Annotated in this window: 10 protein-coding genes; 6 read left to right on the forward strand and 4 right to left on the reverse strand. The window is 75.6% G+C overall.

Features of this window, described 5'->3' with window-relative positions; all coding sequences use genetic code 11:
- Nucleotides 1-137 precede the first annotated feature (137 nt).
- Both ACIQBJ_RS32885 and ACIQBJ_RS32890 read right to left on the reverse strand, forming a co-directional pair.
- Nucleotides 138-1,544 (reverse strand): family 2B encapsulin nanocompartment shell protein, encoded by a 1,407-nt coding sequence (locus tag ACIQBJ_RS32885; RefSeq protein WP_400718069.1) that lies wholly within the window; start codon nucleotides 1,542-1,544, stop codon nucleotides 138-140.
- Between the two features lie 383 nt (nucleotides 1,545-1,927).
- Entirely contained in the window at nucleotides 1,928-2,797 is an 870-nt protein-coding gene (locus ACIQBJ_RS32890; protein WP_400718072.1) for a patatin-like phospholipase family protein, read from the reverse strand.
- Nucleotides 2,798-3,004: 207 nt separating this feature from the next.
- Between ACIQBJ_RS32890 and ACIQBJ_RS32895 the strand changes: the two genes are divergently transcribed.
- The gene (locus ACIQBJ_RS32895) at nucleotides 3,005-4,093 is read left to right on the forward strand and encodes a hypothetical protein (RefSeq protein ID WP_400718074.1); all 1,089 of its coding nucleotides are present in this window, start codon (nucleotides 3,005-3,007) and stop codon (nucleotides 4,091-4,093) included.
- A 52-nt stretch (nucleotides 4,094-4,145) separates the two neighbouring features.
- Here ACIQBJ_RS32895 and ACIQBJ_RS32900 read toward each other — a convergent pair whose 3' ends face one another.
- Nucleotides 4,146-5,090, reverse strand: coding sequence for an esterase/lipase family protein (locus tag ACIQBJ_RS32900; protein ID WP_400718076.1), 945 nt, complete (start codon nucleotides 5,088-5,090; stop codon nucleotides 4,146-4,148).
- A 369-nt stretch (nucleotides 5,091-5,459) separates the two neighbouring features.
- Here ACIQBJ_RS32900 and ACIQBJ_RS32905 point away from each other — a divergent pair, with 369 nt between their 5' ends.
- From ACIQBJ_RS32905 to ACIQBJ_RS32925, 5 genes are all read left to right on the forward strand, one after another.
- Complete coding sequence (locus ACIQBJ_RS32905; protein ID WP_400718079.1) at nucleotides 5,460-6,782, forward strand: helix-turn-helix domain-containing protein; 1,323 nt, start codon at nucleotides 5,460-5,462, stop codon at nucleotides 6,780-6,782.
- A gap of 272 nt (nucleotides 6,783-7,054) precedes the next feature.
- Nucleotides 7,055-7,411, forward strand: a complete 357-nt coding sequence (locus ACIQBJ_RS32910; RefSeq protein ID WP_400718081.1) for an ArsR/SmtB family transcription factor — start codon at nucleotides 7,055-7,057, stop codon at nucleotides 7,409-7,411.
- 109 nt (nucleotides 7,412-7,520) lie between these two features.
- Nucleotides 7,521-8,915, forward strand: coding sequence for an MFS transporter (locus tag ACIQBJ_RS32915; RefSeq protein ID WP_400718084.1), 1,395 nt, complete (start codon nucleotides 7,521-7,523; stop codon nucleotides 8,913-8,915).
- Between the two features lie 51 nt (nucleotides 8,916-8,966).
- Nucleotides 8,967-9,929, forward strand: a complete 963-nt coding sequence (locus ACIQBJ_RS32920; protein WP_400718086.1) for a tetratricopeptide repeat protein — start codon at nucleotides 8,967-8,969, stop codon at nucleotides 9,927-9,929.
- Between the two features lie 88 nt (nucleotides 9,930-10,017).
- Entirely contained in the window at nucleotides 10,018-11,400 is a 1,383-nt protein-coding gene (locus ACIQBJ_RS32925) for a serine hydrolase domain-containing protein (protein ID WP_400718088.1), read from the forward strand.
- Nucleotides 11,401-11,439: 39 nt separating this feature from the next.
- Here ACIQBJ_RS32925 and ACIQBJ_RS32930 read toward each other — a convergent pair whose 3' ends face one another.
- On the reverse strand, nucleotides 11,440-11,901 hold the full coding sequence (locus ACIQBJ_RS32930; protein WP_400718090.1) for a MarR family winged helix-turn-helix transcriptional regulator: 462 nt from the start codon (nucleotides 11,899-11,901) through the stop codon (nucleotides 11,440-11,442).
- Between the last annotated feature and the right edge of the window lie 2 nt (nucleotides 11,902-11,903).

Below are 11,903 nucleotides of genomic sequence, written 5' to 3' on the forward strand. Positions count from 1 at the left end.
CGCCGCCTTTCCGCCCGATGGGCAGAAACGGACCGGCATGATCAATCCGACGCACCCTCAACGTGGTGTGCCGCCTTTTGGTTACGGCCGGCGGCGGGCCGTCACTGCTGTCCGCGGAACGGTCTGCGGAGCGCGGCTCAGCGGTGCGCGATCTCCACGTTCTCCAGCACGCCGAGGGCGTCCGGCACCAGGATGGCGGCCGAGTAGTACGCGGTCACCAGGTAGTTGATGACGGCCTTCTCGTCGATGCCCATGAAGCGGACCGACAGGCTGGGCTGGTACTCGTCCGGGATGCCGGTCTGGTGCAGGCCGATGACGCCCTGGTTGTCCTCGCCGGTGCGGACCACCAGGATGGAGGTGGTGTTCTCCTTGGTGATCGGGATCTTGTTGCAGGGCAGGATCGGGACGCCGCGCCAGGCCGGGACCTTGTGGCCCTGCATGTCGACGGTGTCCGGGTAGATGCCGCGGGCGTTGAACTCCCGGCCGAGGGCGGCGATCGCCTTCGGGTGCGCCAGGAAGAACTCGGAGTCGCGGCGGCGGCTCAGCAGCTCGTCCAGGTCGTCGGGGGTGGCCGGGCCGGAGTGGGTCTGGATGCGCTGGTCGAAGGAGCAGTTCGAGAGCAGGCCGAACTCGCGGTTGTTGATCAGCTCGTGCTCCTGGCGCTCGCGGAGCGCCTCGACGGTGAGCTTCAGCTGCTGCTCGATCTGGTTCATCGGCTGGTTGTACAGGTCCGCGACCCGGGAGTGGACCCGGAGCACGGTCTGCGCGATGGAGAGCTCGTACTCGCGCGGCTTGAGTTCGTAGTCGACGAACGCGGTGGGCAGCAGGTGCTCGCCCTCGTGGCCGGCCGACAGCGCGATCTCGGCCTCGCCCAGCTCGTTCTGCCGCTGCAGCGGCAGGCTGGCGAAGTCCCGGATGTGGGCCTGCAGGCTCTCGGAGAGCGCCAGCACGGTCTCGAAGTCGGCCCGGCTCAGGGTGAGCAGGGTGCCGTTGGTCTTGGCGGTGGCGGTGTAGTCCCAGGTCGCGTCGGCGTCCAGCAGGGCGTTCTCGCCGAACCGGTCGCCGTCGCCGAGGACGCCGATCACCGCGTCGTCGCCGTACTTGCCGGTGGAGACCTGGTTGATCTTGCCGTGCGCGATCAGGTGGATCTTGTCGGACGGGGTGCCGCGCTCGACCAGCACCTCACCGGCCCGGAACTCCCGCTGCTGGCAGCGGTCGGCGAGGGTGGTCAGCACCTCGTCGTCCTCGAAGCCGCGCAGCAGGGCGAGTTCGCCCAGCTCCTGCGGGATGACCCGGACGTCGCCGCCGGTCTGGATGAACTCGATCCGGCCGTCGCCGACCGTGTAGGTAAGGCGCCGGTTGACCCGGTAGGTACCGCCGGAGGTCTGCACCCAGGGCAGCATCCGCAGCAGCCAGCGGGAGGTGATCTCCTGCATCTGGGGCGCGGACTTGGTCGTGGTGGCCAGGTTGCGGGCCGCGGCGGTGGTGAGGCTGGTCTGCTGGCGCTGCGCCTGCTGAGTCTCCGGGCTGCTGTCCACGGACATCGGGCCGGGCTCTCCATTCGTCTCGCACGGCACCTGACGAACCGTCAGATCCGTGAACGTGATAGGGCGTTGGCAATAGGAAGCGGAAGGTGCCGACGGGGGTCTGCCGTGCTGCTCGCGCCGCGTTCCCGACCGCCTCCGGAACACTAGATCGTTCCGGGCCCGGTAGGGCCGTTGGAACGCACGCTGCACCCAATCAGGTGAACCTTGCCCTCGGGAGGATTGGCGGCGCGAAGAGCGTTTCGGGCGCCCCCGGGTCACCCGCACCCCCACTGACCTGCATGATCGCCGGACCGCCGCCGGGAACGGCCGGACGCCCCCGCGAGGCGGGGGCGTCCGGGGTGGCGCGGGCACACGAGGGGCGCACTCCGGCGGACTCCGGGTCAGCCCACCGCGTCCCGGCGGTCGTCGAGCAGGCGCTCCAGGTAGGCGGAGGCAGCGGCGTGGCCCAGTGCGATCCGCCGCCGGACGGTCTCCAGTTCGGCACGACCGGAGGGCAGCGGTCCGCGCCCGGCCCGCACCAGGGCGTCCTCGCCGCTGGGCAGCACGTGCACGGTGACGCCGGGCCGGGGCCGGCCGATCTCGGCCTCCACGGCGGCCCGCCGGGTCATCTCGAACGCCACGTGCGCGAGTTGCCAGGGCAGCCGGGGCACCTCCAGCCGGTGCCCGGTCTGCCGGATGCGCAGCGCGTACACCGTGGTCGCGCCGAGCGAGGCGGCCACGCCGATCGGCAGCGAGTCGATCAGGCCGCCGTCCAGGTAGTGCTCGCCGCCGAGTTCCACCGGCGGGAACAGGCCGGGCACGCAGCAGGAGGCCAGCAGGGCGGGGATCAGCGGCCCGTGGTCGAAGTAGTGCGCCTCGGCCCGTTCGATCGAGGAGGCCGGGCAGACGAACGGGACCGCCAGGTCCTCGATCCGGGTGTGCGGGGCGAAGTGGCGGAGCAGCATCCGGCGCGCGGCGGCCTCGGAGGTCAGGCCGGCCCGGACATGGCGCACGTTCGACAGGAACGCCCGGAGCGAGGGTTTCATCACCTTCATGCCGATGAACTCCTGCCAGAGTTCGGACAGTTCGGCGACCACCGAGAGCGTCGGGTTCTTCGCCAGGATCGCGCCCTGGACGGAGCCGATCGAGGTGCCGACCACGATGTCGGGGGTGATCCCGGCCTCCAGCAGCGCCCGGATCATGCCGACCTGGTTGCCGCCGCGGTCGCCGCCGCCGCCGAGCACGAACGCGACCTTGCCCTGACCGTCCATCAATCGCACCTGCCTCCCTGTTCGTCCCCTCCGCCTCCGCCCCCGCACGCCCGACGGGCCCGCCCGGCCATCGTCGGATCGGCTTCCGGTGCTCCGCAACCGCGCCCGGGCCCGGCTGCGCCCGTCCGCCGCACGGTCGCCCCGATCGGGTCAGCCGTGTGGATCTTCGGCTGGCCGGGGGCCCGGCGCCGTGAGAGATCTTGATCCATGCACAGGACTCCGCCCGGCCCGGGGCCCTCGCGGCCGATCCGGGTCCTCCGCGCCCCGGCCGCCGCGCTCCGGGACGCCCTCGCGCTCGGCGCCCTGACGATCCTTCTGCTCCTGCTCTCTCCGCTGCTGCTGGCGCTGCGCCTGCTGCTGCCGACTCCGGCCGGGCGGGCTGCCCTCCCGGCCCGGCTCCCGCTGTTCTGGGCCGCGTACACGGCCGGTTTCTCGCTGACCGCACTGGCCGGTTCGCTGCGGCTGCGGGCGCGGCCCGGACGGGGCGGGCCGGACGACTGGTCCCTGCTCACCGCGCGGGCCGGGCAGCGCTGGCGCCGGCTGGCCGGGAGCTGGGCCGGGCTGCACTGCCGGATCGAACTGCCTTGCCCGGCCCCGGACCCGGAGCTGCCGGTGGTCGTGCTGGCCCGGCACGCCGGGGTGCTCAACACCCAGGTCGCCCTGGCGGCGGTGACGGCCGTGCTCGGCCACGACCCGCGCGGCATCGTCAAGCGGTGCGTGGCGCTGGAGCCCGGTACCCGGGCGCTGCTGCGCGGCGTCCCGCTCTCGCCGTTCCGCTGGAACCGGGCCGGGCGGGCCGCCGCACTGGCCGAACTCTCCGCCACGGGGCGGGCGCTGGCGGGTGGCGAGGCGTTCTGGCTGTATCCCGAGGGCACCAACTACAGCACTGCCCGGCGCACCGCCGCGATCGCCCGGCTGCGCGCGGCGGGGCGGGACGCCCTCGCCGACCGGGCCGCGGCGATGCGGCACGTGCTGCCGCCGCACCTGCCGGGGGCGCTGGCCCTGCTCGCCGCCGCGCCCACCGCGCAGGTGCTGGTCTGCGCCCACACGGGCCTGGAGCGGTTGGCCCCGTGGATGCTCGACCCCGGCTACGCGCCGGGCCCGGCCGGGGAGTTCCGGATGCGCTGGTGGACGTTCCGGGCCGAGCAGGTCCCGCGCGAGCCGGCCGCCTTCGCCGACTGGCTCTACGACCGCTGGCAGGAGGTGGACGCCTGGATCGCCGCCCCCCGCCCGGCGGACGACCCCGCGGCCCCGGCCCCGGCCCCGGCTCCGGTCGCCGACGTCGACCCGGCCTGACGGCCCGGGCCGCCGGCCCGGAGCGGCGGCCCGGCGCGGCGGCCCGGCGGGCTCAGAGCAGCGGGCCGGTGACGGGGAGCACCACCTGGCACGGGACCGGCCGCGGGTGCGCCGGGTCGAGCGCGTTGAGCACGTCGGTCAGCGCCACCGGGTCGTAGCCGATCTCCAGGTGGTCGGTGGCGTCCAGGGCGCACTGGTCCTGCACCAGGATGTTGGTGACGTGCGGGCCGGGCGGCAGGAAGGAGTTGGTGTACGGGGTGACCACCTCGTCGTACTTGGTGGCGATCACGGTGTACTCCACGCCGGGGACGGTCGCGCCGCCCGCGTTCAGGGCGGTCAGGAACGGCGAGCCGATCTCCTGCTCCACGCAGGCCGCGCAGGGGCCGGACAGGAGGTCGTTGGCGGGCTCCAGGATGCGCAGCTGGCGGCCGAGTTCGGTGATGCCGTCGAGGGTGGTGCCGTAGTTGCTGGGGGCCAGGCCGACCAGCTTGCCGACCTTGGCCGCGCCGCCCAGGTTCTTCAGGTAGTAGCGCGGCAGCATCCCGCCCTGCGAGTGGCCGACCAGGTCGGCCTTCGCCGCGCCGGTCGCGCCGAGCACCCGGTCCACGAAGGCGGCCAGGGTGCGGGCGCCGTCGGCGATCGGGCCGGTGCCCTGGACCGGTGAACCGGCGGACGGGCCGCCGTAGTTGAAGGTGTAGACGCAGTAGCCCTGGTTGGCCAGCAGCGGCGCGGCGCCGCCCCAGTTGTCGTTCCGGTTCTCCAGGGTGCCGTGCACCAGCACCACCGGGTTCGGGTGCGCCGCGCCCGGGCGGCAGGACCAGTCGTCGGCCCCGGCCGGACTGCTGCCGGGGAAGAAGAAGCCCTTGACGAAGCCGGCCGAGAAGTGGGTCTCCACCGGCCTGGTCCCGGTGGCGGCCGCGGGCTGCGCCCCGGCGGCCAGCACGCCCGTCGCGGCGAGGGCCGCGAGCACCGTTGCCCGTACGCTGTTTCTCCGCATTCCGCACACCTTCCGTGGTGGACCGCCGGACTCCGGGAATTCCCCCGTTCCGCGGGTTCGGCTCGAAGCTAGGATCGGCCCGACGGGTCGTCAACACACCGCGGGCCGCCCGGCGTAAAGTCCATCCGCGGGTGCCAGGAATTCCCTCCCCCCTCCGGCGGAACTGTCATCGGCGCGAGTGTTTCGGCCCGCACCACCCGCCGCCCACGGGCACAAGCTTGCGCCGGACCTATTGACCCGCGGGTAACCCCGCCGCATACTCCCGGTGGCCCGGGCTGCTTCCGCAGGCCCGGTGCATTCCGGACGATCGGATTATCGCTACCCCGAGGAGCGGAATTGGGAGGGCCCTGGGAAGGACTTCCGCGGGATTTGCCGAGCGCACTGAGAGCGGAGCAGCAATCCCTCGCGGCCGAGATCATCCGCGAGATCAGATCGGCCGTCCCGGAATTCTCCCGGCCGCTCTCCGGTCAATTCGGCACCGGTATCCAGCAGGGCGTGGAGACCGCGCTCGCCGAGTTCGTCGACCGGATCTCCGGGCTGCCCGCGCCCGGCCCGCGCCAACTGCGGGTCTACCGCTCGCTCGGACGCGGCGAACTCGCCGAGGGCCGCAGCCTGGACGCCCTGCAGGCGACGTTCCGGCTCGGCGCCCGGATCGCCTGGCGCCGCTACGCCCGGGTGGCCCGCCGCCGCGGACTGGGCCCGGAGCAACTGGTCACCCTGGCCGAGGCGGTGTTCGCGCACATCGACGAGGTCGCGGCCGCCAGCGTCCAGGGCTACATGGACGCCCGCACCGACCGGGCCGGCGCGCTCGGCCGGGCCCGGCACCGCCTGCTCGACCTCCTGCTCACGGGCGCCGCCCCCGCCGACCTGGCCGCCGCCGCCCAGGCCGCCGACTGGCCCCTGCCCGCCCTGGTCGCCGGCGTCTCCCTCGACCCCCGCCCCGGCCCGCCCGCCGCTCCCCCGCCGCCCCCCTCCCCCGAACGCCCGCCGGGCCCGGCCCCGCACCACCGCGCCGGAACGGCCTCGGCACCTGCTCCCGTCCTCGCCTCCGCCTCCGCATCCGCTCTCGAACGTCCGCCCGGAGCGCCGCCGTCCCGTCCGACGCACCGTCAGCCCGCCTCCGCCGCCGTCCTGTCGGTGCCACCGGCCCGGTTACCGGAGCACGTGCTGGCGGGCCTCGACGATCCGCGGCCGCACCTGCTGCTGCCCGACCCGGGGCCGCTGTCCGCCGATCCGCAGCTCGCCGCCGCACTGCACGGGCGCGGCGCGGTGATCGGTCCGGCGGTGCCGCCCGCGCAGGCCGCGCAGTCGCTGCGCTGGGCCCGCCTGGTCCGGGCCTCGCTGGCGGAGGCCCCGCAGCGGCCGGTGGACTGCCGCGAGCGGCTCGGCGACCTGCTGCTGCTCACGGACCCGGCGCTGGTCCGGCTGATCACCGAACGCCGCCTGGCCCCGCTGGCCCCGCTCACCCCCAAGCAGCGCGAGCGGCTGGCCGGCACCCTGCTCGCCTGGCTGCAGACCGGTCGCGGCACCGCCCCGGAGGTCGCCGCCCGCCTCGGCATCCACCCCCAGACCGCCCGCCAGCGCCTCCACCGGGTCCACCAGCTCTTCGGCCCGGCGCTCGCCTCCCCCCACATCCGCTTCGAACTCGAAGTGGCCCTCCGCGCCGATGCCGCCGCCACCCACCGCCCCTGACCCGCCCTCACCTCCCCGACCTCCCAGACCTCCCCACCTCGCCCCGCCACGCCCTGACGCGCCCCGGCGCCCGCCCGGCCCGCTGCCCTGACCCGCCCTCGCCTCTCTCGCCTCCCCACCTCGCCTGACCCTGCCCCGCCCTCACCTCTCCTCACCTCCCAACCTTGCCCCGCCACGCCCCGGTGCCCGCCCGGCCCGCCGCCCTGATCCGCCGCGCCGCCCGGCGGGATGCACGCGTCCACCCGACCGCGGAACCGTCCTACGATGAGCGGATGGACAACCGCGTGCAGGTCGCAACTGCCGGTCACTCGCACCAGCGCGCCGACGGCGAGCGCCTGGACACGGCCGCGGCGATCCTCGCCCTGCTCGCGGACCGCACCCGGCTGGCCCTGCTGGAGCACCTCGGGCACGGCGAGGCCGACGTCACCACCCTCGTCGAGGCCACCGGCGCCGCCCGGCCCTCCGTCAGCCAGCACCTGGCGAAGCTGCGCCTCGCCGGGCTCGTCGCCACCCGGCGGGACGGCCGCCGGGTCGTCTACTCGCTGCGCCACGGCCACCTGCGCCGCCTCGTCGACGAGGCCCTGAACGTCGCCGACCACCAGCTCGGCTCACTGCCCCCGCACGACTGAACCGCCCCGCCCGGCCACTCCCCGGGCCGTCGAAATCAACACGTGCATCCATGCGCACATGTTGACTATTCTGGTGGGGCCACGCCACCTTCGAGCCGGGGACGGGCCGATGCTTTCCGTGCTGCGCAACCGCACCTACCGCCACCTGTTCACCGCCCAGGTCGTCGCCCTCGTCGGCACCGGCCTGGCCACCGTGGCACTCGCCCTGCTCGCCTACGACGTCGCCGGCGCGAACGCCGGGGCGGTCCTGGGCACCGCGCTGGCGATCAAGATGGTCGCCTACGTGACGATCGCGCCGGTCGCGGGCGCGCTGGCCGGACGGGTGCCCCGGCGGGCGCTGCTGGTCGCCATGGACCTCACCCGGGCCGGCGTCGCCCTCGCGCTGCCGTTCGTCACCCAGGTCTGGCAGATCCACCTGACGGTCTTCCTGCTCCAGGCCGCCTCCGCCGCGTTCACCCCCACCTTCCAGGCGACCGTTCCCCAGGTCCTGCCCGCCGAGCGCGACTACACCAACGCCCTGTCGATGTCCCGGCTCGCCTACGACCTGGAGTCGCTGTTCAGCCCCGCCCTCGCGGCAGTGCTGCTGACGCTGGTCTCCTACAACTGGCTGTTCGCCGGGACCACCGTCGGCTTCCTCGCCTCCGCCGCCCTCGTCGTCTCCGCCGTCCTGCCCAAGGCCCCCGCCGCCGAACCGACCGCCGCCGACCCCGTCGGCACCGAACCCACCGGCACCGAACACACCGGCGGCGCCCACCGGAACGCGGCCTTCGGCGCCCGCCTCTTCCTGGCCACTCCCCGCCTACGCGCCCTGATCGCCCTCGACCTCGCGGTCGCGGCCGCCGGGGCGATCGTCTTCGTCGACACCGTCGTCGTCGTCCGCGAGCACTTCCACCGCCCCGCCGGAGCCGTCTCCCTCGCCCTCGGCGCCTACGGGGCCGGCTCCCTGCTCGCCGCGCTGCTGCTGCCCCGCCTCCTGGCCCGGGTCGGCGACCGCGCCGTCATGCTGCCCGCCGCCCTGGCCCTGCCGGTGGTCCTCGCCGCGGCCGCCGCGATCACCGCCGCCGCGCCCGGCAGCGCCGCCTGGGGCGCCCTCCTCGCCGCCTGGGCCGTGATCGGTGCCGCCGGTTCGGCCGTCCTCACCCCCGGCGGCCGCGTCGTCCGCCGCTCCACCGCCGACGCCGACCTCCCCGCCGCCTTCGCCGCCCAGTTCTCCCTCTCGCACTCCTGCTGGCTGCTCACCTATCCCCTCGCCGGCTGGCTCGCCGCCGGGGCCGGACTCCCCGCCACCGCCCTCGTGCTCGCCGCCGTCGCCCTCGCCGCCGCCCTCGCCGCCACCGCCCTGTGGCCCCGCCACGACCCCGACACCCTCGAACACGTCCACACCGACCTCCCCGCCGACCACCCCCACCTCGCCCGGGCCCACCCCACCCCCGCCGGCACCTGGTCCCACGGCCACCGCTACGTCATCGACCACCACCACCCGCACTGGCCCCGCCCCGCCTGACCCACCCCCGGCCGGGACGGACCCGCCACCTGCTGCGATACCCTCCGCGCCATGACGGATCGTGAACGGACGGCACACCTGGCGGTGGCCCGGGTACTGGCCCACTGCGGGGGTGACCCGGCGGCCGCGCTCGGGCAGGTGGCGGCAGCGGTGGCCGCCGCGCCGGGGGCGGCGGAGCCGTACGAGGTGCTGGGGCGGCTGTGGGCGGAGCAGCGGGCCGCGTTGGCGCCGCTGCTGGCGCGGGCGGGCAGCCTGAGCACGGTGCTGGCGCACGCGTACGTCCGGTACCTGGAGGGTGATCCGGACGGGGCGGTGCTCGCGCTGGGCTCGGTGGCGGGGGCGCGCCCCGCGGTGGCGTGGGCGGCCGCGCCGTGGTTCGCCGATCCGCGGGTGGTGGCGGAGGTGGACGCGGAGGCGCTCGCGGAGGCGGCCCTGCGGATCGGCGACGGCGGGCATCCGCTGGACGCGCCGGAGTCGGCGGAGGCGCTGGCGCCGTGGGTCGCGGCGGTGGAGGCGGTGGCGGCGCGCCCGCCCGGGCCGGAGGCGCTGGCCCGGTTCGCGCTGTTCCTGCGGATGTGCGGCCGGGCGGAGCGTTCGCTGGAACTCTGCGACCGGGCCGACGCGGTGCGGCCGGTGATGCTGACGGCGGTGGTCCGGGCGGGGAGCCGCCGGGTGCTGGGCGACCTGGACGGGGCGGCGGCCGCGTTCGAACAGGCGCTGCTGCTGGACCCGGCGAACTGGTCGCTGCACCTGGACCTCGCCGATCTGTGCGCCTCCCGCGCGGACTTCGCCGCCGCCGTGGCGCACGCCGCCCGCGGCCTGTCCCACGCGCCGGACGAACTCCTGCTGCGGGCCGCGCACGCGGCGTACCGGACGGCGCTGACCGGTGACGCCGGGGCGTTCCGCCACCTGCTGGAGCTGGCCGGGGAGTTGGAGCCCGGCCCCTACCGGGACGGCCTCCTGGAGTACGCCCGTTCCGCCGACGGCCTGCCGGAGGAGTTGCGGGCCGGCTGACGGCCGTGCGGGGCGCCGAGGTCGTTCGACGGCGTACGGCATATCATCCGACCCGCGGCAGTGGACGGCGGACGGGGAGGTCACCGGCATGGCGAAGGCGCTGGAAGCGCTCGGCAGGTCCGACGGGCTCAGTGGGCTCGGCGGGTTCGACGAGTTCTGCGAAGGGGCGTTGGCCGAGCACGGCTGTGCCTCCGTCAGTGTCGCGGTGGTGGACGACGAACGGACCGTACTGGCCCGGGCGTACGGGCTGGCGGATGTCGCCGAGGGGCGGGCCGCGACGCCGGGGACGGTGTACGGGCTGGCGTCGGCGACCAAGCCGTTCACGGCGCTGGCGGTGTGCCTGGCCGCCGACGCGGGGCTGCTGGACCTGGACGCGCCGCTGCCGGGGCGCCACCGCTTCGGCGCGCCGACGGCCCGTCAGCTGGCGCGGCACCGGGGCGGGTTCCCGGCGTACTACGACTTCCGCTACGCGGACGCCGCCGACGCGGGTCGGCCGGTGGACGTGGCCCGGTACGCGGAGCAGGTCCGGGCGCCGGGCGGCGCGTTCGAGTACTCCAACCTGGGCTACCGCGAACTGGGCCTGCTGCTGGAGCGGGTGACGGGCCGTCCGCCGGCCGCGTACCTGCGGGAGCGGATCGCCGAACCGCTCGGCCTGGACAGCTTCTCGCTCGGGCCGGTGTCCACCGGCGCCGGTCCGGTCGCGGCCCGGTACACGGCGGACGGCCGGGCCTACCCGGTGTGCCGCAGCAGCCACCCGACGGCGGGCGAGGGCTGGGCGACGGCCACCGACCTGGCCCGGTTCGCCCGGCACGGGGCGGGGCTGCTGGCGCCGGGCACCGCCGCCGCGCGGCACGACGCGCTGCCGATCCCGGGGCGGCTCGGCTACGGCCTGGGCCTGGTGGTGCAGCGCACCGCGGACGGCGAGGTGATGGCCAGCCACGGCGGCGGCATGGGCGGGGTCGCCGCGATGCTGATCGACCTGCCGGGGCGGGGCCTGTCGGCGGCCGTGCTGGCGAACTCCACGAACAAGGCGGCCCGCGACGCCGTGGTCGGGCGGCTGGCGGCGGCGCTGGCCCCCGGGTTCGACACCGCCGCGCACCTCGCGCCGGTGCAGGAACCGGCCCGGCCGTTCGCGCTGGCCCCCGGTCGCTGGGCGGGCGCGGTCGACACCGCGGAGGGCGGCGTCCTGCTGCGCCTGGTGGTGCGGGCGGACGGCCGGGTCGAGGTCGGCCTCGCCGACCGTCCGGCGCTGACCGTCCCGGCCGTCGCCTCGGCGGACTGGGACGTCCGGCTCACCGCCCCGCTGCAGCTCCCGACCGCCGACGCGCGGCGCAACAGCCCCGCCCTCGGCCTCGAACTCCGCGCCGAGGAGGGCCGGTTGACCGGCCGGGCGATCGCCTTCAAGGACGGCGACCGCAGCGGCCTGCTCGGCCCCTACCTGGTCCACGACTGCACGCTCCGCCCGGTCTGACCCGACACGACCCCGCCGGGCCGAACGGGCCGGGCGGGGTCAGCCCTCGAAGGCGACCAGGCGTTCCAGCACCGGCAGCGCCGCGACCAGCAACTCCCGCTCCTCGGCGGTGAGTTCGTCGGTGCGGCGGGTCAGCACCTCGGAGCGGCGCTGCCGGGTGTCGGCGAGCAGTTCGACGCCCTCCGGGGAGAGTTCGACCAGCGCCGAGCGGCGGTCGTCCGGGTCGGGGATCCGGCTGACCAGCCGGGCGGCGACCAGCGGGCCGACGGTGCGGGTCATCGACGGGGCGGCGACCCGCTCCAGGGCGGCGAGTTCGCCGAGCCGGATCGGGCCGTGCTGCTCGATCCGGGCCAGCGCGGAGAGTTGCGCGAAGGTGAACTCCTGCCGGTCGGAGGCCTGGGCGAGCTGGCGGTGCAGCCGCGCGATCACCAGGCGCAGCCGCACCACCTCGGCCGGGTCGAGCCCGCCTCCGGCGGCGGGTTCCCGCTGTTCCACTGTCACGC

The sequence above is a fragment of the Kitasatospora sp. NPDC088391 genome (assembly GCF_044753345.1).
Classification (GTDB): Bacteria; Actinomycetota; Actinomycetes; order Streptomycetales; family Streptomycetaceae; genus Kitasatospora.